Source organism: Ruegeria sp. BG11 (genome assembly GCF_056538565.1).
In genome coordinates, this window is sequence record NZ_JBQFTH010000001.1 from 201,994 (window position 1) to 223,532 (window position 21,539).

23 protein-coding genes and 1 pseudogene are annotated in these 21,539 nt (G+C 58.4%); 10 read left to right on the forward strand and 14 right to left on the reverse strand.

The window, feature by feature from the left end:
• Positions 1-348 precede the first annotated feature (348 nt).
• On the forward strand, positions 349-903 hold the full coding sequence (locus ACR0JF_RS01030) for a hypothetical protein (protein WP_170659573.1): 555 nt from the start codon (positions 349-351) through the stop codon (positions 901-903).
• Positions 904-1,076: 173 nt separating this feature from the next.
• The gene (locus ACR0JF_RS01035) at positions 1,077-2,105 is read left to right on the forward strand and encodes an alcohol dehydrogenase catalytic domain-containing protein (RefSeq protein WP_170659574.1); all 1,029 of its coding nucleotides are present in this window, start codon (positions 1,077-1,079) and stop codon (positions 2,103-2,105) included.
• A gap of 68 nt (positions 2,106-2,173) precedes the next feature.
• On the opposite strand, the gene rpsI is transcribed toward ACR0JF_RS01035, so the two are convergent.
• The 3 genes from rpsI to ACR0JF_RS01050 form a co-directional block, all read right to left on the reverse strand.
• Positions 2,174-2,659, reverse strand: coding sequence for a 30S ribosomal protein S9 (rpsI, locus tag ACR0JF_RS01040; RefSeq protein WP_010440030.1), 486 nt, complete (start codon positions 2,657-2,659; stop codon positions 2,174-2,176).
• Positions 2,660-2,665: 6 nt separating this feature from the next.
• Positions 2,666-3,124 carry a 50S ribosomal protein L13 gene (gene rplM / locus ACR0JF_RS01045; RefSeq protein WP_170373746.1) on the reverse strand — a complete coding sequence of 153 codons (459 nt, stop codon included), beginning with the start codon at positions 3,122-3,124 and terminating at the stop codon, positions 2,666-2,668.
• Positions 3,125-3,286: 162 nt separating this feature from the next.
• On the reverse strand, positions 3,287-4,690 hold the full coding sequence (locus ACR0JF_RS01050) for an aminotransferase-like domain-containing protein (RefSeq protein ID WP_170659575.1): 1,404 nt from the start codon (positions 4,688-4,690) through the stop codon (positions 3,287-3,289).
• Between the two features lie 99 nt (positions 4,691-4,789).
• On the opposite strand from ACR0JF_RS01050, the gene ACR0JF_RS01055 reads away from it, so the two are divergent.
• Entirely contained in the window at positions 4,790-5,017 is a 228-nt protein-coding gene (locus tag ACR0JF_RS01055) for a DUF1127 domain-containing protein (RefSeq protein WP_170659576.1), read from the forward strand.
• Positions 5,018-5,080: 63 nt separating this feature from the next.
• Here the strand turns inward: ACR0JF_RS01055 and ACR0JF_RS01060 are convergent, their stop codons facing one another.
• The gene (locus tag ACR0JF_RS01060) at positions 5,081-5,524 is read right to left on the reverse strand and encodes a PaaI family thioesterase (protein ID WP_170458244.1); all 444 of its coding nucleotides are present in this window, start codon (positions 5,522-5,524) and stop codon (positions 5,081-5,083) included.
• Positions 5,525-5,573: 49 nt separating this feature from the next.
• On the opposite strand from ACR0JF_RS01060, the pseudogene ACR0JF_RS01065 reads away from it, so the two are divergent.
• The 4 genes and pseudogenes from ACR0JF_RS01065 to gluQRS all read left to right on the forward strand — a co-directional run.
• Positions 5,574-6,368, forward strand: a pseudogene (locus ACR0JF_RS01065) (enoyl-CoA hydratase); the annotation flags it as partial.
• A 256-nt stretch (positions 6,369-6,624) separates the two neighbouring features.
• Positions 6,625-7,965, forward strand: a complete 1,341-nt coding sequence (trmFO, locus tag ACR0JF_RS01070; protein ID WP_170659578.1) for a methylenetetrahydrofolate--tRNA-(uracil(54)-C(5))-methyltransferase (FADH(2)-oxidizing) TrmFO — start codon at positions 6,625-6,627, stop codon at positions 7,963-7,965.
• A gap of 37 nt (positions 7,966-8,002) precedes the next feature.
• Positions 8,003-8,617 (forward strand): class I SAM-dependent methyltransferase, encoded by a 615-nt coding sequence (locus tag ACR0JF_RS01075; protein ID WP_170659579.1) that lies wholly within the window; start codon positions 8,003-8,005, stop codon positions 8,615-8,617.
• The gene (gene gluQRS, locus ACR0JF_RS01080) at positions 8,614-9,486 is read left to right on the forward strand and encodes a tRNA glutamyl-Q(34) synthetase GluQRS (RefSeq protein ID WP_170659580.1); all 873 of its coding nucleotides are present in this window, start codon (positions 8,614-8,616) and stop codon (positions 9,484-9,486) included. The genes ACR0JF_RS01075 and gluQRS overlap by 4 nt, the downstream gene beginning before the upstream one ends.
• Positions 9,487-9,541: 55 nt before the next feature.
• Here the strand turns inward: gluQRS and hisI are convergent, their stop codons facing one another.
• Positions 9,542-9,931, reverse strand: coding sequence for a phosphoribosyl-AMP cyclohydrolase (gene hisI / locus ACR0JF_RS01085; protein ID WP_170659581.1), 390 nt, complete (start codon positions 9,929-9,931; stop codon positions 9,542-9,544).
• A gap of 48 nt (positions 9,932-9,979) precedes the next feature.
• Here hisI and ACR0JF_RS01090 point away from each other — a divergent pair, with 48 nt between their 5' ends.
• Together ACR0JF_RS01090 and ACR0JF_RS01095 are read left to right on the forward strand one after the other, a co-directional pair.
• Positions 9,980-10,432 (forward strand): iron-sulfur cluster assembly scaffold protein, encoded by a 453-nt coding sequence (locus ACR0JF_RS01090; protein WP_170466876.1) that lies wholly within the window; start codon positions 9,980-9,982, stop codon positions 10,430-10,432.
• Between the two features lie 58 nt (positions 10,433-10,490).
• A complete protein-coding gene (locus ACR0JF_RS01095; protein WP_170659582.1) occupies positions 10,491-11,129 on the forward strand; it encodes a MarC family protein in 639 nt (212 codons plus the stop codon).
• Positions 11,130-11,315: 186 nt separating this feature from the next.
• Here ACR0JF_RS01095 and ACR0JF_RS01100 read toward each other — a convergent pair whose 3' ends face one another.
• From ACR0JF_RS01100 to sciP, 5 genes are all read right to left on the reverse strand, one after another.
• Positions 11,316-11,438, reverse strand: coding sequence for a hypothetical protein (locus ACR0JF_RS01100; protein WP_480668851.1), 123 nt, complete (start codon positions 11,436-11,438; stop codon positions 11,316-11,318).
• Between the two features lie 113 nt (positions 11,439-11,551).
• Positions 11,552-13,642, reverse strand: a complete 2,091-nt coding sequence (gene recG / locus ACR0JF_RS01105) for an ATP-dependent DNA helicase RecG (RefSeq protein WP_170659583.1) — start codon at positions 13,640-13,642, stop codon at positions 11,552-11,554.
• Positions 13,639-15,891, reverse strand: a complete 2,253-nt coding sequence (gene ligA / locus ACR0JF_RS01110; RefSeq protein ID WP_170659584.1) for an NAD-dependent DNA ligase LigA — start codon at positions 15,889-15,891, stop codon at positions 13,639-13,641. Before ligA ends, recG begins: the two co-directional genes overlap by 4 nt.
• 125 nt (positions 15,892-16,016) lie before the next feature.
• A complete protein-coding gene (ctrA, locus tag ACR0JF_RS01115) occupies positions 16,017-16,733 on the reverse strand; it encodes a response regulator transcription factor CtrA (RefSeq protein ID WP_170373759.1) in 717 nt (238 codons plus the stop codon).
• 84 nt (positions 16,734-16,817) lie between these two features.
• Positions 16,818-17,111 carry a CtrA inhibitor SciP gene (gene sciP / locus ACR0JF_RS01120; protein WP_170659585.1) on the reverse strand — a complete coding sequence of 98 codons (294 nt, stop codon included), beginning with the start codon at positions 17,109-17,111 and terminating at the stop codon, positions 16,818-16,820.
• A 128-nt stretch (positions 17,112-17,239) separates the two neighbouring features.
• Between sciP and mnmA the strand changes: the two genes are divergently transcribed.
• Entirely contained in the window at positions 17,240-18,385 is a 1,146-nt protein-coding gene (gene mnmA / locus ACR0JF_RS01125; RefSeq protein WP_170747534.1) for a tRNA 2-thiouridine(34) synthase MnmA, read from the forward strand.
• Here mnmA and ACR0JF_RS01130 read toward each other — a convergent pair.
• From ACR0JF_RS01130 to ACR0JF_RS01145, 4 genes are all read right to left on the reverse strand, one after another.
• Positions 18,382-18,927, reverse strand: coding sequence for a carboxymuconolactone decarboxylase family protein (locus ACR0JF_RS01130; protein ID WP_170659587.1), 546 nt, complete (start codon positions 18,925-18,927; stop codon positions 18,382-18,384). The two genes, mnmA and ACR0JF_RS01130, sit on opposite strands and share 4 nt — an antisense overlap.
• An 80-nt stretch (positions 18,928-19,007) precedes the next feature.
• On the reverse strand, positions 19,008-19,583 hold the full coding sequence (locus ACR0JF_RS01135) for a hypothetical protein (RefSeq protein ID WP_170659588.1): 576 nt from the start codon (positions 19,581-19,583) through the stop codon (positions 19,008-19,010).
• Positions 19,576-20,742 (reverse strand): lipid-A-disaccharide synthase, encoded by a 1,167-nt coding sequence (lpxB, locus tag ACR0JF_RS01140; protein ID WP_170659589.1) that lies wholly within the window; start codon positions 20,740-20,742, stop codon positions 19,576-19,578. Before lpxB ends, ACR0JF_RS01135 begins: the two co-directional genes overlap by 8 nt.
• Positions 20,742-21,536, reverse strand: a complete 795-nt coding sequence (locus ACR0JF_RS01145; RefSeq protein ID WP_170659590.1) for a UDP-2,3-diacylglucosamine diphosphatase LpxI domain-containing protein — start codon at positions 21,534-21,536, stop codon at positions 20,742-20,744. Before ACR0JF_RS01145 ends, lpxB begins: the two co-directional genes overlap by 1 nt.
• Positions 21,537-21,539: the final 3 nt, after the last annotated feature.

Sequence of the window (21,539 nt, forward strand, 5' to 3'; positions counted from 1 at the left end):
TCTTTTTTACCCTGTCTGACTGGAGTGTCGTTCATTTTGAGATCAAAGGCAGTGAAGTCCTTCACATAAGACCCAAAATGCGACCAGGCAGCAAAATGCGGGCATCGGCGCGGGTTTCGCTAGGCACAACGTCCTTGTGCACGGCCCGCAGGGACCGGCCCTCAATGTGTTATCATCGAAGTTCACCTCAAAGCCCAAAACCGTGGGCGCTTTGCCGCCGGATTAAGTCGCCCAATCAGCGTAGCTTGGCCCAAACCCGTATTCTGCTGAGAAATCACAAGAATTCCCCTTTGAGTCGCCCTAGATTTAGATCATCCCAGCGGCACAAATTTCCAAAGGAGACACCTAATGTCGCGTACTCTTCTTATCATCATCGTCCTCGTCGGTCTTGGCGCGGGCGGATATTTCTATCTCAACCAACCCGAACCGACGCCGGCCGAAAGACTTGAAGCCGCTGCCGAGGATGCGAGCGATGCGGTCAGCGAAGCTGCCTCAGCCGTGCAGGACGCCGCAAGCGAAGCACTGGAATCGGCCACAGAACAAGCCAGCGAAGCGGCGTCATCTCTGACCGAACAGGCCTCTGAGGCCGCGTCATCTGTGGCGGATCAGGCCACTGACGCCGCCAATTCGATCGCAGATCAGGCCTCCGAGGCTGCAGATCAAGCCGGTGATCAGATTGCCTCTCTAGCGAACCAAGGTCAGGAGTTGTTCAACTATTGGGTTGAAGAGGGCATGCTGACAGCTCAGAACTTCGATTATGACGCCATGGTCGCCTCGGTCCAGGACAGCGAGATTGCACAGGGTGTCAAAGATCAGGTGATCAAGATCCTGGATGAGATCAAAGCCTCGCCCGAGGCGGTTCTGACCAAGCTTCAGGACCTGCAAAATGCGATGAGCCAATAAGGGTCAGGCCGTCCACCGGCGGCCTTCTACACATGCCGTGACGTTAGACAGCGGCAGAATTGACGCGGCGCGGGGCTTTTGTTTGGCTTGACCCAACAAGAACCCCGCGCCGTTTTTCTTTGCCATCAGGCTTACTCCTGATCCGGAGAAACGCGCAATTCAAGGACTGACCAATGACCGACTTGCCCTCCACCATGCGCGCCGTTGTCCTGAAACACGATGGCTATTCCGGCACCATGACAGGCCCCACGATCAAAGACGCGTCTGAGTGGTTGGCCGATGCCGAATTGCCCGTCCCTACCCCCGGCTCCGGGCAGGTTCTGATCCGGCTGCGCACTGCCTCGGTCAATCCGTCAGACATTCACTTCATCAAAGGCGAATACGGCCAACCCCGTGTCAAAGGTGCCGCTGCGGGCTTTGAAGGGTGCGGAGATGTCGTGGCAACGGGCGAAGGAGCGGAAGGTCTACAAGGCCTGCGCGTCGCCTTTGTCGCCGCCGGATCGGGAGCTTGGGTGGAATATGTCGTTACCCAGATGCAAATGTGCATCCCTTTGCGCCCCGACATCTCGGACGATGACGGGGCTGCGCAGATCGTCAATCCGCTGACCGCGATGGCTATGGTTGATATAGCCAAGGAAAACGGAGATGCGTTTGTTGTTTCAGCCGCCACCAGCCAGTTGGGTAAGCTGATGTGCAGCCTTGGGCGGGATCTGGGCTTGAAGCCCGTCGCCATGGTGAGGCGCGCTGAGGCTGCTCCGATGCTGAAAGAGCTTGGGGCTTCGGAAGTTTTGATCACAACGGACCCAGACGTCACCCGCCAGTTTGCCGAGCTGAGCGCCAAGCTGAAGCCCCGCGTTTTTCTCGACGCTGTCATGGACTCCTTGTCCGAGCGGATTTTCTGCGCGATGCCCAATCGCGCACGTTGGGTTTGCTATGGCAAACTCGGCAGCGATGCCCCAACCCTGAACCAAACCGGGCAATTGATCTTCATGGGTAAACGGATCGAGGGGTTCTGGCTGACCAACTGGATGATGACCACCCCTCCGGCCGACCAGATGCGCGTCGTGACCGAGGTTCAGGCGCGATTTGCGGACGGGCGCTGGAAAACGGACGTGTCCGAGCGGCTGACCCTTCGAACTCTGATCCCAAACCTGGCGAAGGCTCTGAAAAAGAGCGACGGGAAGGTGATGATCACGCCCTAAACAACTTAAAACGCAAAGAAAAAGGGCTCGCAATTGCGAGCCCTTTCCAATTCGGTGTTCCGTAGCGATTAACGCTTCGAGAACTGGAACGAACGACGCGCTTTGCGCTTACCGTATTTCTTACGTTCCACAACGCGGCTGTCGCGGGTCAGGAAGCCAGCGGCTTTCAGCGCACCACGCAGGTTCGGATCGTACAGTTGCAGCGCTTTCGAGATGCCGTGCTTGACCGCACCGGCCTGACCGGTCAGGCCACCGCCTTTGACGGTTGCGACAACGTCGAACTCACCTTCAACACCAGCAACCTGGAACGGCTGGCGCAGGATCAGCTGCAGAACCGGACGAGCGAAGTACTTGTCCTGGTCTTTGCCGTTCACGGTGACCTTGCCGGAACCCGGCTTGATCCAAACGCGGGCAACAGCGTCTTTACGCTTGCCGGTGGCGTAGGAGCGGCCCAGCTCATCACGTACGGGTTCGCGCACGATGACTTCTTCGGCCACGGTTTCAACGCCTGCGACGGCGCTCAGCTCTTCGAGAGTATTGATCTGATCAGCCATCGGTCATTAGCTCCGGGTGTTTTTCTTGTTCATGGACTTAACGTCCAGAACTTCGGGGGCCTGGGCTTCATGCGGGTGCTCGGCACCGGCATATACGCGCAGGTTGGTCATTTGCTGACGCGCCAGACGGTTGCCCGGCAGCATGCGCTTGACGGCCTGAACGACAACGCGCTCGGGGTGGGCACCTTCCAGGATCTGCTGTTTGGTGCGCGACTTGATGCCGCCCGGGTGGCCAGTGTGCCAGTAGAAGTTCTCTTCGCGCTTCTTGCCGGTCATCTGGATTTTGTCAGCGTTGATCACGATGACGTTGTCGCCCATGTCCATGTTCGGGGTGAACGACGCTTTGTGCTTGCCACGCAGGCGCATGGCGACGATCGAAGCAAGACGGCCCAGAACAACGCCCTCGGCGTCGATCAGGATCCATTTCTTGTCGATGTCTGCAGGTGTTGCAGAAAAGGTTTTCATGGCAGGATAGTCCTGTTTGATGTGAAAGACCGCCCCAAGACAGAGCGGTCCGAATTCGATGGAGGGGGTTTAGACCTGCTTAGAATGCACGTCAACACACGCAATCAAGTTTTTATTGTGCGTTTTTAATAGTTTATAAAATAGGTATTATTTTACCCCATCCTACACGCTGATTTGCTCAGGCGGATTGTCCAGCAAAGCCCGAAGGCGGAGCATCGCGTCCTCGAACCTTTGCAGCGAGACATGCCCGTTCATCGCAATGCGCACAGCGTTCGGGGCGCGCCCGTCCCGTAGCGCGAACTCATCCGCGGATCTCAGTTGAATTCCTTCTCGCTCTGCCGCGCGGCTGAACGCAGCAGCCCGCCAACCCGACGGCAAATGCAGCCAGACAAACGGCACATCAGGCGCCCAGTTTAGATCGAACCCGCCCAGAGCATTCACTGTCACCCGCACATACTCTCCCATCCGCGAGCGCACATCCCGCGCGATTTGGCGCGTGCGAGGGTCAGAGAGCAGCAGTCTGGTCAGTTCAGCCAGCGGCTGTGCCAGACCAAAGTATCCGTATTCGGCTGATCGGCGCAGATCCACGCTCCGGTCTCTGGGCGCAATAGCGAAGCCGACGCGCAAGGACGGTGTCAGCACTTTCGAGATCGAAGACACGTGCCATCCCCGCTCAGGGGCCAACGCGCGGAAACTGGGTTCTTTTGCGTCTCCCATCCGGTAACAGTCATCCTCGACAATCTGCACATCGAATTTCCGCGCGATTTCCACGATTTCCTTGCGCCGCTCCAAAGGGGTGTGCAGCCCGGTCGGGTTCTGAACCTCAGGTGAAACACAGACTGCCTGCGCTGGTGTCTGACGCAGAACATGCTCCATCGCTGCCGGGTCGATGCCCCATTTGTCCATTCGGATGCCAACCACATCGGCCCGCATCAACTCTGCCGCGCGACGGAACCCAGCATAAGAAAGGTCTTCGACCATCACGATTGGTTTGGGACCTTGCAGAATGGTCTGGAATACCAGGCACAGGCCGTTCTGACCTCCGTGTGTCAGTACAATGTCGTCGTCGCTCAACTTGCCAAGCGGCAGGTTCGACAACCATTCAACCACTGCCTGGCGCATGGGTTTATACGCATCGCGTGTCGGATAGTTCATGAACAAGGCCGGATCCGACTGCGCGACTTTCTGTAGACACTCGCGGATCAGAGACACCTGCCCCATATCTGCAAGCCTCGGGCTGAACAGGCTGACGTGATTGGCATTCTGAGCCTCAGCTAGATGAAGCTGCCTGGACCAGACATCGTCCAGAATCGGGGATTTCGGAGGGGCTACAAATGTACCACGTCCGACCTCAGCTTGTAGCAAGCCCTCTTCGGTCAGAATCGTATAGGCCCGCGCGACGGTTCCCGGAGTGATCTGGAGCCGATACGCAAGTTCGCGCACAGGGGGTAGTTTGGCCCCGATATCTAACGACTTACTTTCAATCGCTTTTCGTATTGTATCAGCCACTAAGGTATACTTGGGCCCTTTGGATTTTGGCAGCGTCTCCGGCCAAATTGTATCCATTACAATTCTTCCTTTGCATTTGACACAATTGCGAATGTATCAAACACATGTACCGAACATTGCTACTTTGTGTCAATACAATTTGAAAGGAATACTGAGATGACACGCACAATGCACACTCCCGCCCTTACACTGCTTAACGCCAGCCCCCGGCTGCCGCTGATCGCTGTGCTGGCCGTGCAGTTTGCGGCGGCGGTCACTCAATGGGAACGCCGTCGTCGCAGTCGCGTCAATCTGGGAAAGCTGGATGACAGGTTACTCAAGGACGTGGGCCTGACCCGACTGCAGGCCGACCGCGAAATCAAGCGCTATTTCTGGCAGTTCTAACCGATCCCCAGTCCCAAATTCATTTGGGACCTCTTCCCTGGCCGGGGTTCGCCCCGGCCCTTTTTATCCGAATTTTGCAGCCGAAGACCCAGCAGGTGGGATAGAATAGGTCATACTGGCCCGTGCAACCGGCTGATCTGAACCGACCGAGTAAATCAACACATCGCCAACCGCCAGAGTGCGCCCGAGTTTCAGCAGGCGACATTCCGCGATCAGATCTTTGCCCCCTTCAGGTTTTCGCAAAAAGTCCAAAGAGCTATTGGTCGTCACCGCCAAGGACTGACGCCCCTTGCGCGCCAACACCATGGCATAGACGCAAACATCTGCCAGACCGAACATCGACGGCCCTGAAACCGTACCACCCGGGCGTAAATGACGGTCCTCGACCACGAGGCGCATGGTGATCGTCTCCTCGGTCAGGTCCTCAACCACGAAATCGCGATGAACCTGTGGGAATACCTCTTTAAGGTACTGCGACAGCTCGTCTTTGCTTAACGCCAATCCCATGCTTCCCCTCCTTGACTTCTCACCCTAGAGTTGGCCCAACAGCCAGCGGGAGAGCAAGATGGCAATTTTGGAACGTAACGACACAGGTGCCATCGCGCGGCTGCATATGAATGCACCCGAAAGGCTGAACGCGCTGAGCGACGAGATGCTGGCCGCGCTGCAGGCCGAGTTCGACGCGCTGCGCGAGGACCGCTCGATCCGGGCCGTTGTCCTGTCGGGCGAGGGCAAGGCCTTCTGCGCTGGGCATGATCTGAAACAGATGACAGCCGGTCGCCAGTCTGAGGATGGCGGCAAGGCCTATTTCCAGGACCTCTTTAACCGGTGCGCGCGGATAATGATGTCGATACAGTCCCTGCCCCAACCCGTTATCGCGCAGGTCCACGGCATTGCGACAGCTGCGGGTTGTCAATTGGTCGCCACCTGCGATCTGGCCGTCGCCGCCGAAGGCACACGATTTGGAGTGAACGGTGTGAATATCGGCCTGTTCTGCTCAACCCCCATGGTCGCGCTCAGCCGCAACATCCCCAGAAAGCAGGCATTTGAGATGCTGACCACCGGAGGTTTCATCTCAGCCGAACGCGCACAGGAACTAGGGTTGGTCAATCGGGTTGTCCCTGAAACGCAACTCAACGACCAAGCCCTCGCCTTGGCCGAACAAATCGCAGACAAACTGGGCGTCGCCGTCAAAATCGGGAAAGAGGCGTTTTATCAACAGCTTCAGATGCCGCTGGATCAAGCCTATGCCTATACCGGAGAGGTAATGGTGCAGAATATGCTGCATCGCGATACCGAAGAAGGCATTTCTGCGTTTATCGAAAAACGCCCCCCGAATTGGTCTCAATAAGACAATTATTCCGAACATTTTTCACTACTGTCATCATTTTTGCACTTTTCAAAAGGGCAACACTGTGGCAATGCTGGGACGAGGCTAAGGCCTCAGCTACACTTTTGGGTCGCCGTGGGCGGAAGGTCCCTCCAAGCTGGTTTCTCTCACTGGCGTTGACATTCCCGCAGCGGCGACCCCAAGACCACCCTAAAATCTGGACCATTTGGCTGTTGCTCAGTTGCGCCTGCTTGGGCTCTGCCCTATGTGGCTGCGCATGACACAAGCATTGCATATCGTGGGCGGCGGCATGGCCGGGTCCGAGGCCGCATGGCAGGCGGCGGAAATGGGCGTGGATGTTGTGATCCACGAAATGCGCCCCACCGTGGGCACCTTTGCGCACCAGACCAGCAATCTGGCCGAGATGGTTTGTTCCAACTCGTTCCGCTCGGACGACGATGAACAAAACGCCGTGGGTCTGCTGCATTGGGAGATGCGCGCTGCCAATGGTTTGATCATGACAACTGCCGATGTCCACCGTCTGCCCGCAGGTGGGGCGCTGGCCGTCGACCGCGACCCATTTGCTGAGGCGGTTACGGCCAAACTGCGCGCGCACCCGCGGATCACGGTGACGGATGAAGAGGTTACCACTCTGCCCGAAGACGGTCAGTGGATCTTTGCCACCGGACCTTTAACCTCGGCCAAGCTGGGTGAAGCCATCCAAGCCGAAACCGGTTCGGACGCGCTGGCGTTTTTTGATGCCATCGCGCCGATTGTCTATGCCGAGAGCATCGACATGAGCAAAGCCTGGATGCAGTCACGCTATGATAAAGGCGAGACTGAGGAAGAGCGGACAGCCTATCTGAACTGCCCCATGGACCGCGATCAGTACGAGGCCTTCATCGACGCCCTTCTGGCCGCCGATAAAACCGAGTTCCACGAGGGTGAAACCGCAGGCTACTTTGATGGCTGCTTGCCGATTGAGGTGATGTCTGAACGGGGTCGTGAGACCCTGCGCCACGGGCCGATGAAGCCCGTCGGCCTGACCAACCCCCATCAGCCTGACGTGAAACCTCATGCCGTTGTGCAGCTGCGCCGCGACAACGCTCTTGGTACGCTGTTCAACATCGTGGGTTTCCAAACCAAGATGAAATACGGTGCCCAGACCGAGGTATTCCGCATGATCCCCGGTCTGGAGAACGCCAGCTTCGCGCGCCTTGGCGGGATACATCGCAACACGTTCATCAACTCTCCGACGCTTCTGGACGCCCAGATGCGGTTGAAATCAAAGCCGAACATTCGTTTCGCCGGTCAAATCACCGGTGTCGAAGGCTATGTCGAAAGCGCGGCTATGGGGCTTTTGGCAGGTCGACTGGCGGCAGCTGAAATTCTCGGCCGCGCCCTGCCCGAGGTACCGCAAGACAGTGCCATGGGTGCCTTGATCCATCACATTACCGGCGGCGCCGAGGCCAAGACGTTTCAGCCCATGAACGTCAATTTCGGCCTGTTCCGCCCTGTGGATGGCCTGAAAGGTGGCCGCCGGGGACGCAAAGACCGCTACAAAGCCTACACCGACCGCGCCAAGGCTGAATGGACGGAGTGGCTCGCGCAAAGCTGACTGGACGATAGAAGATCCAGCGGCTTATCATGCAGTTATGAGCGACAAGTTTTTCAAGGACACATACGGATCGAAATCTCCGCAGGACACCCAAGCGCACTACCAGAAATGGGCTGCAACCTATGAGGATTCTGTCGCGGAACAGGGATATGCCACGCCGGGCCGGGTTGCCAAAGCGCTGTGGTCCAAGAGGCCTGAGGCACAAACACCCATCCTCGACTACGGCTGTGGAACGGGGTTGTCCGGTGTTGCGCTGCGCTCTGTCGGGTTTGAAGTGATCGACGGAATGGACCCCACGCCCAATATGCTTGAGGAGGCCAAAGCCAAAAACGTTTATCGTGCGCTGATCGGCTTTGACATCTCTGATCCCGAACCCATTGAACACGGCGCTTACTCAACCATTTCAGCTATCGGAGTGATCGGTGCCGGAGCAGCACCGCCTGAAACTCTAGACCTCCTCATGCACGCGCTGCCCAAGGATGGTCTATTGGCATTCTCTTATAATGATCATGCACTTGCGGACTACTCTTATACCTCACGCCTGAACGACTGGCTGGACATGGGGGCCGCGCGCCTGCTGTTTAAGGAATACGGGCCACATCTGCCTGGAATGGACATGAAATCTGACGTGTATGTACTCGAAAAGACGTGACTTTTAAGACCCGCTTTGCGCCTTCTCCAACAGGTCCCTTGCATCTAGGCCACGCCTATTCGGCAATGTTGGCCAGTGACATGGCTGCCTCTGAAGGAGGCACATTCCTGCTGCGGATCGAGGATATCGACCAATCCCGCGCACGACCACAGTGGGAAGAACAGATCTACGTAGATCTCGAATGGCTGGGCCTCAGCTGGCCGACACCGGTTCTGAGGCAATCTGAGCGCATCCAAATCTATGAACAGGCCCTCGATACCCTGTGGTTGAAAGGTCTTTTGTACCCTTGCACCTGCAATCGCAAGGATATCGCCGCAGCGGCCAGCGCCCCTCAGGAAGGGGCACCTCTGCACGGGCCGGATGGGATCATCTATCCCGGCACCTGTCGGCACAAAGCGAGCCGAAACAGCGTAGAACGACCTAAAGACACGCCCCTCAGGCTTGATATGGCTATGGCGGCACAATCCGTTCTGTCACATGGGAGCGGCAGTTTTCTCGAGCTAGGCACTGGACCAAATGGGGAAACTGGACGGATTTCCTTCGACAAGGCCGAACTGGAAACAACGATCGGTGATGTCGTCCTTTCCCGCCGAGGTATGGGCACCTCCTACCACCTGTCCGTCGTCCTCGACGATGCGGCGCAGGGTGTGACCCATGTCATTCGCGGTCAGGATCTATTTGAGGCAACGCGTATCCACGTCCTGTTGCAGGCTCTGCTGGGCTTACCCACGCCCGAATACCTGCACCACCGCTTGATCCGCGACCCGAACGGCAAACGCCTCGCCAAACGAGACGACGCTCGCGCCATCGCAAAATACAGGGTCGAAGGCGCAACCCCTCAGGACATCCGCGCCATGGTCGGCCTTTGACACCGCTTTGTCGTTTCAAAAATACTCAAACCGAAGGTAGCGACATCTGCGCCACTCACTCCATCGGTTTCATCAACTCGACTTCTTCACCGTCGCGCGCGGCCGTGTAGAAGCACGACCGGCGATTTGTGTGACACGCCGCGCCAGTCTGACGGATCACGACCAAGATGCAATCCCGGTCACAATCAAAGCGGAAATCGACCAGCTCCTGAATATGCCCGGACGTCTCGCCCTTGATCCAGAACGCCTGGCGCGAGCGCGACCAATAGGTGACGCGCCGCGTCTCCAACGTGCGCTCAACCGCTTGCTGATTCATCCAAGCCATCATCAGGACCTCACCCGAGGCGTGATCCTGCGCGATGGCGGGGATCAGCCCGGCTTCGTTATATTTGAGATTGGATGGATCGAACGTGACAGTGTCAGACATGACAAAAACCTTTTGCATCCCGAGGGCTGACCACTATGTATGGGGAACACGGAACGAGGGAAAGCCATGAGCGGCGAGAACGACCTGATTAAGCTGTACTCCGGGCGCATTCTGGCGCTGGCGGCTGATATCCCGCATCTGGATCGGCTGGATCAACCCGATGCGACGGTCAAGAAACGCTCGCCCCTTTGCGGGTCGACCGTAACCGTCGACGTGACGATGAAAGACGGTCGCGTTGTCGAATTTGGGCAGGACGTCAAAGCCTGCGCCCTCGGTCAAGCGGCTGCTTCGGTAGTTGGCGATGCGGTGGTTGGTGCCACGCGGGCGCAAGTGGAAACCGCCCGGGATCAGCTGAAGACCATGCTGAAAAAGGACGGCCCTGCCCCTGATGCCCCGTTTGACGGGCTTGAGGTTCTGATCCCCGCCCGCGAATACAAAAACCGCCATGCCTCAATCATGCTGGCGCTTGAGGCAACAGCCGAAGCGATGGAACAAGCCGAACAGTCGAACTGCGCCTAAGCTTGGTGTTTTGCCTGAACCTGTTTAATTTCACCCAAACTTCGGTGGAGGAATGGGCTTGAACAACCTGCTCGAACACTTCGTGACGTTGTGGGTTGTCATTGACCCGATCGGCACAATCCCCGTTTTCATCGCCGTCACTGCGGGCCTCGAAGCCGCTGCACGGCGTAAAACGGCGTTGCTCGCGGCGCTGATCAGTGCCGGTGTGCTGCTGTTCTTCCTCGTTTTCGGACAATTGCTGATCGAGGCGCTGGATATCGGGCTAAACTCGTTCCAGGTTGCCGGAGGGATCATCCTGTTCCTGTTCGCGCTGACAATGATCTTTGGCGAAAGTAAACAGGAGATCGAACAACGCGCCGCCGAAGACGACAAGGAAGATAAGGTCCATAAGCACAACCCAGCGATCTTCCCTCTGGCTGTACCATCCCTGGCGTCACCCGGTGCGATGCTAGCGATCGTGATCCTGACCGACAACCACCGCTACAGCGCCGCCGACCAGGGGATTACTGCACTGGTCATGCTTTCGGTCGTGCTCATCGCCTTTGTTCTGATGCTTCTGGCCGAGCCGATCATACGCCTAATCGGTCATTCTGGCGCGGCAATCATCAGCCGTGTGATGGGGATGATCCTGGCCTCGGTCGCGGTGAATTCCGTTCTGTCGGCCATGTTGGAAATCATCAAAACCGGTCAGCTATAAAAAAACCGCCGCTCCTTCCGGGCGGGAAGGGCGGCGGCAGGCAATGCGTTTCTCGTGTGGGGTCCGGGACACCGCGCGGGGCCGAGGCATGGCCCCTCAAGGGGTTTGGGACAGGCAGGTCACCCTTGATTTCACTGGGGATGACAGGCGCGGGCTATTCGGCACGAGATCGCAGGCAAAAAAGGGTTAGAAACCAACCGGCAGGTGAAGAGCCACCATCAGCATAACGACCAGAGACGCAACACCCGCTGCATCTTGCAGGATGGTCGAGTGCGAGCGCGTAAATACGGTCTTGATCTGGTTCAGCATGGGTCACCTCCGGGTCAGGGATTTAATCCTTTGTTGACCTTTTGTTCTCATATTTCTCCGAGTCGGTAAAGAACTTTTTGAGAACATTTGCGAACTTTATGGATACTTCGTTACTAACCTACTGAAATCAAACGGATCGCCTGATCCTGTTTCATCAGCCAAAGCAGAACACGCGCGGCCTTTCCTCGGTCCGAGGTCAGTTTGGGATCGGTATTCAGCAAGGCCCGCGCATCGGTCTGGGCCACGGCCATCAATCCTGCCTGCCGTTCCAGATCCGCAATACGAAACTTGGGCAGGCCCGACTGGGCGGTTCCAATCAGATCTCCCGCACCGCGCATCTGTAGATCGGTCTCAGAAATGCGAAAGCCATCCTCGGTCTCACGCAGGACCTCCAACCGTTTGCGGCCGCCCTCACTGAGAGGTGCCTGATACATCAGAAGACAGGTCGAATCCGCATCCCCTCGGCCAACGCGTCCGCGCAACTGGTGCAGTTGAGCCAGACCGAAAATCTCGGCCCGTTCGATCACCATGATCGAGGCATTGGGGACGTTCACGCCCACCTCGATCACTGTCGTCGCCACCAAGACCTTGGTTTCCCCTGTCTGGAACGCGGTCATGGCAGCATCTTTTTCGGCAGGCGGCATTTGCCCGTGGACCAGACCAACGGTGCCCTCTCCCAAGATAGCGCGCAGCCGTTTGAACCGCTCTTCCGCCGCTGTCAGGTCGGAGACCTCGGATTCGTCGACCAGCGGACAGACCCAGTAACACTGCCGCCCTTCCTCAATGGCGCGGCGCAGATGGGCGACGACTTCTTCCATCCGCCCTGTGCTGACAATCGCTGTCTTGATCGGTTTTCGTCCCGGCGGCTTTTCGTCCAGAACCGAGACGTCCATATCGCCGTATTGCGCCAGAGCAAGGCTGCGCGGGATCGGCGTGGCCGTCATGACCAGAACATCGGCACCCTGCCCTTTTTCCGACAGCTCCATCCGCTGGCGCACGCCAAAACGATGCTGTTCGTCGACAATCGCCAGACGCAAGGCCTTGAACGCCACATCACTCTGGAACACCGCATGGGTGCCTACGAGAATCTGAATATCGCCAGCCTCCAAAGCAGCCAGCTTGGCCCGCCGCTCTGCCCCCTTGTCGCGTCCGGTCAGGATTTCCAACACAACGCCAGCCTCTTCCGCCAAAGGGCGTAACCCTTCGAGATGCTGGCGCGCCAGAATCTCAGTCGGAGCCATCATGACCCCCTGCCCTCCGGCCTCGACCGCGACCAGCAGAGCCATAAACGCCACCAGAGTTTTGCCAGCGCCCACGTCACCCTGAAGCAACCGGTTCATGCGCGACTCCGAGGCCATATCGCCGGCAATTTCAGCAACGGCGCGCGACTGTGCACCAGTTAGCCGATAAGGTAGGCTCGCCAGAACCTTCGATTGCAACGCGCCCGTGCCAACGCTGACGATCCCGCGTGCTTTGCGTTCCCGTTGCCGCGCCAGAGCCAGCGTCAACTGATGCGCCAGCAGCTCATCATAAGCCAAACGCTCTCGCGCCGGGGCGAATGAGGCCACGTCATCCGCGCCTTGAGGGTTGTGAGCGGCCTGAATTGCCGCGTGCCATGAAGGCCAGTTTTGACTGCTGATCTGCGCCGGATCAGCCCATTCAGCCAGGTCCGGTGCGCGCGTCAAAGCGCTGCGGACGGCCTTGAACATGGTCTTCTGCGTGATCCCCTGCGTCAGATGATAGACCGGCTCGAACTCAGGAATGTCCGAGGCCTGATCCACCGGCAGCATATGATCGGGATGCACCATCTGCGCCATGCCGTCGAACAGCTCCAACTTGCCTGAGATCACACGGCGCGATCCCTCCGGCAGGACTTTCTTCAGATAGTCGCCACGCGCGTGAAAGAACACCAGTTGGAAATCGGCCTGACTGTCCTCGACATGGACCCGATACGCGCCGCCCCTGTTCCGAGATGGGCGATGCGGTCCGACCGTCACCTCAACCGTCAACGTCGACGGCAGATCAACCCCTTGGATCGTGTCGCGCCTGCGTCGATCAATCACGGCATAGGGCAAGCCAAACAGAACGTCTCGCGGGCTTTCCATCCCGGCCTGCGCCATCGCCTGAGCGGTCTTCGGGCCGACCCCCTCCAAGGTTTCAACCCCTGCAAACAGGGGAAACAAGGATTCTGGCCGTCCGCTCATGCGCCGTCGATCAGCTGCAACCAGCCATCCTCATCCAGGGTTTCGATCCCCAACTCTGCCGCCTTTTTGGCCTTCGAACCAGCGCCCGGCCCCGCAACCAGAATATCGGTCTTCTTACTGACCGACCCTGAGACTTTGGCCCCCAACGCCTCGGCCCGCGCCTTGGCTTCGGCGCGTGTCATCTTTTCCAGCGTGCCGGTGAAAACCACGGTCTTGCCCGCCACCGGGCTTTCTGAGGCTGGCGCATCAGGAGGCACGACAGTCAAATGCGCCTTGAGCGCATCAAAAGCCTGTCGCTCTTCGACGTTGGCGAAGGCGTCGGACAGGGCCAAACCAACCGTCGCGCCGATCCCGTCAACCGCAATCAAATCCGACCACGCGGCCGAGGCCTCCTCGGGCACGGACAATTCCGCGATGGTGGCGGTGCGGCTTTCCTTGATCCGCGCCCGACGCCCTTGAGAGGCTGCGGCCACCCGTTCAGCCTCCTCCGCTTGATCCGCGGCGCGATACGCAAGCGCCGCCGGTCTCGCGGTATCGACCGCTTGGGACATTGTCTCCCAGTCGCGATAATGCAGCGCAAGATCACGCGCGACGACCTCACCTACATGCCGGATGCCAAGGCCGAACAGCAAGCGGGCAAAGGGGATGGTCCGTTTCTCATCAATGGCCGCAAACAGATTACTGGCTGAGGTGTCCCCCCATCCTTCGCGATTTTTCAAACGGGACAGAGCGCTCGAGTCCCGGTCTTCCAAATCGAAGATATCAGCAGGCGTTTTGATCGGCAGAACGGGATCTTCATAGAACATCTCGATCTGTTTTGCGCCCAAGCCTTCTATATCGAAGGCCTTGCGAGACACGAAATGCTTCAATTTCTCAACAGCTTGCGCCGGGCAGATCATGCCACCCGTACAGCGTCGCACCGCGTCACCTTCTTCGCGCACCGCCGCACTTCCACACTTCCCACACGTGCGCGGGAACTCATAAGGAACCGCATCTTCGGGTCGTTTCGAAAGGTCGACATCGGCGATTTTGGGGATCACATCCCCGGCGCGGTAGACCTGTACCCAGTCCCCCTCGCGGATATCCTTGCCGTCCCGGATGGTGCCACCCTTGGCGTCGCGCCCGGCGATATAGTCTTCGTTGTGCAGCGTTGCATTCGACACGACAACTCCGCCAACTGTGACCGGATGCAAACGCGCAACAGGGCTGAGCGCGCCGGTGCGACCGACCTGAATGTCAATCGCTTCAAGCCGGGTCCAAGCCAGCTCGGCAGGGAATTTATGCGCGATGGCCCATCTGGGTGTCGTTGATCGAAACCCCAGACGGGCTTGCAGCCCAAGATCATCCACTTTGTAGACCACACCGTCAATATCATAACCCAGCGTCGCTCGCTGTTCTTCGATCGACCGGTAGTGCGCCAACATGTCCTGAGTTGTTTTGCACAACCGTGTCAGCGGATTGGTCGAGAACCCAAAGCTTTTCAGACGCTCAATCGCCCCATCTTGCGTCTCCGCCAGAGGGGCCGACAGCTCTCCCCACGCGTAGGCAAAAAACTTCAGCGGACGCGCGCGGGTGATTTCGGAATCCAACTGTCGCAACGAACCGGCCGCAGCATTTCTGGGGTTGGCAAAGGGTTTGCCGCCAGCCTCGGCCTGACGTTCATTAAGCGCTTCGAAATCCACGTGAGACATGTAGACCTCACCGCGCACTTCCAGAATATCCGGGGCGCCTTCGATTGTGTGTGGGATATCCGAGATCGTTCGGGCATTCGCCGTCACATTCTCTCCCACTTCTCCATCGCCCCGCGTGGCGGCTTGGACCAGTTTTCCCTGCTCATACCGCAGGGACAATGAAAGCCCATCGATCTTGGGCTCAGCCGTATAGGCCAAAGGCGCATCTGCAGACAGGCCCAAATACTTCCGAATCGAGCGGTCAAAATCCGCGACATCCTCATCGTCAAAGGCATTGCCCAAAGACATCATGCGCTGTGCATGCGTGACTTTGGAGAACCCGTCCGCTGGCCGCGCGCCAACTTGATCACTTGGACTATCAGAGCGTTTTAGATGCGGAAATTTCTTCTCTATTTCGACATTTCGCCGTTTCAACGCATCGTATTCGGCATCCGAAATCTCGGGCGCGTCCTCCCCGTGATACAGCCTGTTGGCCCGCAACAGCAGGTCTGCAAGGCGCGCGAGTTCGGCGCGTGCCTCATCCTCTGTCAGGTCTGCTATCGAGATGGAATTGCTCATGGCCTCGCCCTGTCACTTTATTCTGGACCTCAGTGATAGGGCGAGGTCATGGCTAGGTCCAGACGTGCTGAGCCGTGAGTGGAAATGCCACCCTCTGGACCATGGGTGGCAAGTGTCTTCGGACGTCAGGCGTTGACTGCCATCCGCGTCTCATTAAGCGAGTTGCTTTGCGGGTCCCGCAACACATAGCCGCGCCCCCACACGGTTTCGATGTAGTTGTCACCGCCCGTCGCGTTGCTGAGCTTCTTGCGCAGCTTGCAGATAAACACGTCGATGATCTTCAACTCGGGTTCGTCCATGCCGCCATAAAGGTGGTTGAGGAACATCTCTTTCGTGAGGGTTGTGCCTTTTCGCAGGCTCAACAGTTCGAGCATCTGGTATTCCTTGCCGGTCAGATGCACCGTCTGACCATCAACCTCGACGGTTTTCGCATCCAGATTGACCGCCACCCGACCGGTATGAATCACTGATTGCGAATGGCCCTTTGAGCGGCGAATGATGGCGTGAATACGGGCCACAAGTTCTTCGCGGTGGAACGGTTTGGTCAGATAATCGTCTGCCCCAAACCCGAATCCCTTGATTTTGCTTTCGGTGTCATCGGCACCGGACAGGATCAAAATCGGCGTTTCCACCCGAGCGATACGCAGTTGGCGCAAAACCTCATGGCCGTTCATATCCGGCAGGTTCAGGTCCAAGAGAATGAGATCGTAATCATAGAGTTTCGCTAGGTCGATCCCTTCTTCCCCAAGGTCCGTCGCATACACATTCAGATTGGCATGCGTCAGCATCAATTCAATGCTTTTGGACGTGGTAGGATCATCCTCGACAAGAAGTATTCTCATTTCACTGCTCCAATTCGGGTCAAAACTTCCAATTAAAAATACACCTGACCAAGAATGGTTAATCTTGCGTTAGCGTTGAATCATTTATTCACTTTCGCCTTTAGGTTGTCGATATTTTTTTAGCGTGGTGACCTTCAGAGCATCAACGCCATGCTCTGCCACGGCAGAGACCCAGATGTTGAATTCCTCATCGCTGATGGCGTAGCGTTTCTTGGCCTCGGAGAAGGTTATCAGGCCGTACAACACCCCACGCACGACCAGGATCTTGCGCGACGCCACCCAACGCCGCGTATCTGGCGGCGGCAGATCGGCCTGCGACAAAATCGTGCCATCCGGCAGGGTTACAGACCGCTGACCTTCAACTTTGTGCAAATACATCTCTCAACCCTTTTCTGCTGCGACAAAGTTGACACCAGCCTACTTAATGCTGCGTGAAACCGCCCCTTGAGAGTGTCTAGAATTTTCTTATATTCTGCCGGTCTTTCTTAACCCGGACTGGAATCGCCATGGCCCTCGCCGCCGAGACCCAACTCAATTCGCTTGGCTTTGCCAAACCGCCCTCGGAAACGCGGGTGGTTGTTGCCATGTCGGGCGGCGTCGACAGCTCAGTCGTGGCCGCCTATCTGGCGGATCAGGGCTATGATGTCGTGGGTGTTACGTTGCAGCTTTACGACCACGGTGCTGCGCTGGCCAAAAAAGGCGCGTGCTGTGCCGGAATCGACATCCATGACGCGCGCCGTGTGGCCGAAGAGCGTGGGTTCCCGCACTACGTTCTGGATTATGAGAACATCTTCAAGGACGCGGTGATTGACGAATTCGCCGATAGCTATCTGGCGGGCGCGACCCCGGTGCCCTGCATTCGCTGCAATGAGCGGGTGAAGTTCAAAGACCTGCTGGAAACGGCCAAAGACTTAGAAGCCGATTGCATGGCGACCGGCCACTATATCCAGCGGAAGATGGGACCCAAGGGTCCAGAGCTGCACAGCGCCGAGGATGCGAACCGAGATCAGTCCTACTTCCTATTCTCGACCACGCCCGAGCAGCTGGATTTCCTGCGCTTCCCTCTGGGCCACCTGCCCTCGAAGGACGCAACCCGCGAAATGGCGGCGCAATACGGGTTGGCGGTTGCGGACAAGCCCGACAGTCAGGACATCTGTTTCGTGCCCAATGGCAACTATGCCAGCGTCATCGAAAAACTACGCCCCGGCGCGGCTGAACCCGGTGAGATTGTCCATGCCGATGGCCGTGTTCTGGCACAGCACAACGGCGTGATTCACTATACGATCGGGCAGCGCCGCGGTCTGGGCATCGGAGGCTTGAGTGAGCCGCTCTATGTGGTCAAACTCGATGTCGACAAAAAACAGGTCGTTGTCGGCCCGAAAGAGATGCTGGCCACGCGAACCGTTCCCGTGCGCGAGATCAACTGGCTGGGCGATGAACCCTTCACGTCACGCGGCGAATGGCATGTGTCGGTCAAAGTGCGATCAACCCGTCCCCCGCGCGAGGCGATCATTCGACCATTGTCTGAAACCACGGCCGAGGTCGAATTGCTGACACCCGAGGAAGGCATTTCGCCCGGTCAGGCCTGCGTGTTCTACGACCCAAACAGCAGTCGCATTTTTGGTGGCGGCTGGATTTGGCGCGGTTACTAGGCTGAGACCGGCGTGACCTCGGGTTCGATCTGGATCTGAAGCGCATCGTTGAACCGATTGAACGCCCCGCACAGGGCAATGCGCCATGTCAGCTCAACGACCTGCGCGTCGGTAAACCACTCTTTCAGGTCCGAGACCTCAGCATCGCGCATCCGGCCTGAACGGGTGGTCACTGCTTCGGCATAGCGGACCACTGCCTTGTCACAGGCGTCCAGCTCGGGGTGATCTTCGACCTCCGGTAACCGCGCTACGCCTTCCGCGCTGAGACCCGCCACAGTCAGCAAGGGCGTGTGATGCGACACGCAATAGTCACAGGTATTCAGTTTGGAAACCGTGACCATCGCCAGCTCCAACGCGCGGCGCGGAAGGGTCGCCTGCGCGCGCAAAGTGGTGAGCATCCCGCTGACATGTTCCAGAACCGGAGGGCAATGCGCCGCCACCCGCGCCCAATTGTCGAATGGCCCATATGCGCCCAATTCCGCATGCGTCGCGCGCGCGGCCGGTGTCATGTCATCGTCGGTCAAAGCGGGAACACGGGTCATCAAGGCTCTCCTTCTGCCGCAGGGTATCGCAAGCTGCAGGTCCAACTGCAACGCCGCTTCGTTCACAACACCGACACAGATCAGAGTATATCGGTCGGCGAGTTCAGCAGAATGTAGAGACCGACGCAGACCATGATATAGGGTGCGATCTTCTCTAACCGAGTGACGCGTGGACCCAGTTTCTGCGCATGAGGCGCGCCCCAGGCGGCAACGGCTGCCAAACTTGCGGAGGCACAACCCGCGCCAATCAGAGCCGCCAGCCGGTATGAGGGACTAGAATCGGCCAGCAAGGGGGTCATCACGGCGAATGTATCGACCGACAGGCTGAGAAACAGTGTCACGACTGAGGTCACAGCGCCCTTTGGGGTGTCGTCTGTCTGCTCAACGCCTGAAATCTGGTGCCAGATACCGCGCAGGCCAAGCGCTAGCGGAACGATCCCAAGATACCCGATCCATTCCGGCAATCCGCTCTGGTTCAGGCCTGTTGCGACGGCCAAGGACAGGCACAGGACAAGCCCATGCGCGACGGCAAACCCCATAAGCGAGCGGCGGTGATCCATCACCAGCATCAGCCCCAACAACACGGCCAGATTGTCGAGATTGGTCGACACCATCACAACCCCGGCCGAGATAGAAAAGAGAAGATACTCAAGCATCAGCTTTGGCCATCCCGGCCAAAACGGCCTTGGCGGCGCGTAGGCCCGGCGCCTCACCACCGCGGCCCAGACGATCCATCGTGAGTGCCATGGCCTCCCGCTGGGCCTCCGGGTTCGCGGCGACCTGTGCCAGGGCTTCGGCGATCTGGTCGGGCTGGCAATCGTCCAGCAGACACTCGGGCACTGTCCGCGTATCCGAGACCAGATTGACCAGAGTCACCGTGTCCAGATGCACCATCCGCTTTGCGATCAGAGTTGTCAGCCAGTTGAGGTTATAGGCAATCACCATCGGCGTAGCCTGCGCCGCCAGTTCCAGTGACACAGTCCCTGACGCGGCCAATGCCAGATCCGCCGCCGCAAAGGCCGCCCGCTTTTGCGCCACCGCCTGATCCGAGGGCAGATCACGTGGGTCAACCACCACGGGCGATCTGGGCCAGCTGCGCAAATGCTCGGTCACGGTGTCGACCATATGGGCCACCGTTGGCACAACAACCCGCGTTTCTGGGCGGTTCTTAAGGTAGAGCGAGAGCGCCTCACCAAAAACAGGAGCAAGCCGGTCGACCTCGCCCCGACGTGACCCCGGCAGAGCCAGCAACAACGGCGCATCCCCCAGATCATAGGCATCACGGAAGGCCTTGATATCCGCCTCCGTCGCCTGCGGTTCGCTGGCGACCGGATGGCCGACAAAATCGCACTCCATCCCCGCGCGTTCCATGTAGGGCGGCTCGAAAGGAAGCAGCGCCAGAACATGGTCGATCACCTTGGCCATCTTGTCGGCCCGCCCTGGACGCCAGGCCCAGACGCTGGGGGCGACATAGTGGACGGTGCGAATGTCGCTGCTCGCCTTGACCAGTTTGGCCACACGCAATGAGAAATCCGGACTGTCGATGGTGATCAGAACATCTGGTTGGGTGTCCAATACCGCCTGTGCCGTCTCAGATATCCGGCGTTTGAGGTGGAAGAACTTGGGCAGAACTTCGACCAACCCCATGACGCTAAGCTCTGACATGGGAAAGCGGCTGTTCAGACCCTGCGCCTGCATCAACGGCCCGCCTACCCCGTCAAACGCGACGTCAGGGACCAGCGCCTTTAGACCCTCCATCAAAGCGCCGCCCAGCCGGTCGCCCGAAGGTTCTCCGGCGACCAGAAAAACGCGCATCAGACGGCCCGCTCGCGCACATAGAGGAACAGGCCAAGGCGGTTGCACTCAGCGATGACATGATCCCGCCGCAGGACCATCACGCCGCCTTTTTCGATGACGATGCCCGTCAGACCCGCAGCCACCGCATCGGTGATGGTCTCCGGACCGATAGCAGGCAGATCAACACGGCGATCCTGATCGGGTTTTGGGCCTTTGAACAGAACCCCGCCGCCCGCATCAGGCCGCTGGGTCAACGATTGCAACATCCACGCAGTGCCAAAAATGCTCTCAACCGCCAGAGCCTGCCCTTTGGAGACGGCACAGGCCTGACCGATATCCGCAGCCCCCATGGCGCGCAGGATCCCGGCGGCGCGGTTGGCATCGGCCAGATCGGCCTCGGACGGATGCGCCTCGGTAAGGCATCCCAGCGGAGGCAGCAGATCAGGTGCGATCTCATGCGCGGCTTTGACGACCAGGCCCGCATCTTCAAAGATACCGATCACAGCGCGCAAAGCGCCATCATCGCCCGACATCATCGCCTTTTGAATGATCGGCACCATAGGCATCGTTGCAGCATCAATCCGCGCAGGATCGACCTTGGGTCGCTGCACCGCACCCGCCATGCAGATCTGTGTCACGCCACGCGCCTTGAGATTTGCGAGAAAGCTGCCGAGCTGCTCCAGACGGAAAACGACGTCCGCAGTCAGGCTCTCAGGTTCGAACCCCTCCATCGCGCAGACCAACGGACGGTCTGGCAGAGCGTCCACGACAGCGTCTGGCAGAACACCCGTCCCTGCGATCAAAGCCAGCATTTG

Bases quoted from the DNA above. Each gene is read 5' to 3' on its own strand.
- ACR0JF_RS01060 (WP_170458244.1), bottom strand. From the start codon at position 5,524: ATGGGATTGGCGTTAAGCAAAGACGAGCTGTCGCAGTACCTTAAAGAG.
- rpsI (WP_010440030.1), bottom strand. From the start codon at position 2,659: ATGGCTGATCAGATCAATACTCTCGAAGAGCTGAGCGCCGTCGCAGGC.
- sciP (WP_170659585.1), bottom strand. From the start codon at position 17,111: ATGTATTTGCACAAAGTTGAAGGTCAGCGGTCTGTAACCCTGCCGGAT.
- ACR0JF_RS01055 (WP_170659576.1), top strand. From the start codon at position 4,790: ATGACACGCACAATGCACACTCCCGCCCTTACACTGCTTAACGCCAGC.
- ACR0JF_RS01130 (WP_170659587.1), bottom strand. From the start codon at position 18,927: ATGACCCGTGTTCCCGCTTTGACCGACGATGACATGACACCGGCCGCG.
- ACR0JF_RS01075 (WP_170659579.1), top strand. From the start codon at position 8,003: ATGAGCGACAAGTTTTTCAAGGACACATACGGATCGAAATCTCCGCAG.
- rplM (WP_170373746.1), bottom strand. From the start codon at position 3,124: ATGAAAACCTTTTCTGCAACACCTGCAGACATCGACAAGAAATGGATC.
- hisI (WP_170659581.1), bottom strand. From the start codon at position 9,931: ATGCAAAAGGTTTTTGTCATGTCTGACACTGTCACGTTCGATCCATCC.
- ACR0JF_RS01050 (WP_170659575.1), bottom strand. From the start codon at position 4,690: ATGGATACAATTTGGCCGGAGACGCTGCCAAAATCCAAAGGGCCCAAG.
- ctrA (WP_170373759.1), bottom strand. From the start codon at position 16,733: ATGAGAATACTTCTTGTCGAGGATGATCCTACCACGTCCAAAAGCATT.
- mnmA (WP_170747534.1), top strand. From the start codon at position 17,240: ATGGCCCTCGCCGCCGAGACCCAACTCAATTCGCTTGGCTTTGCCAAA.
- ACR0JF_RS01135 (WP_170659588.1), bottom strand. From the start codon at position 19,583: ATGCTTGAGTATCTTCTCTTTTCTATCTCGGCCGGGGTTGTGATGGTG.
- ACR0JF_RS01100 (WP_480668851.1), bottom strand. From the start codon at position 11,438: ATGCTGAACCAGATCAAGACCGTATTTACGCGCTCGCACTCGACCATC.
- ACR0JF_RS01035 (WP_170659574.1), top strand. From the start codon at position 1,077: ATGACCGACTTGCCCTCCACCATGCGCGCCGTTGTCCTGAAACACGAT.
- ACR0JF_RS01030 (WP_170659573.1), top strand. From the start codon at position 349: ATGTCGCGTACTCTTCTTATCATCATCGTCCTCGTCGGTCTTGGCGCG.
- ligA (WP_170659584.1), bottom strand. From the start codon at position 15,891: ATGAGCAATTCCATCTCGATAGCAGACCTGACAGAGGATGAGGCACGC.
- trmFO (WP_170659578.1), top strand. From the start codon at position 6,625: ATGACACAAGCATTGCATATCGTGGGCGGCGGCATGGCCGGGTCCGAG.
- ACR0JF_RS01145 (WP_170659590.1), bottom strand. From the start codon at position 21,536: ATGCTGGCTTTGATCGCAGGGACGGGTGTTCTGCCAGACGCTGTCGTG.
- recG (WP_170659583.1), bottom strand. From the start codon at position 13,642: ATGAGCGGACGGCCAGAATCCTTGTTTCCCCTGTTTGCAGGGGTTGAA.
- ACR0JF_RS01090 (WP_170466876.1), top strand. From the start codon at position 9,980: ATGAGCGGCGAGAACGACCTGATTAAGCTGTACTCCGGGCGCATTCTG.
- lpxB (WP_170659589.1), bottom strand. From the start codon at position 20,742: ATGCGCGTTTTTCTGGTCGCCGGAGAACCTTCGGGCGACCGGCTGGGC.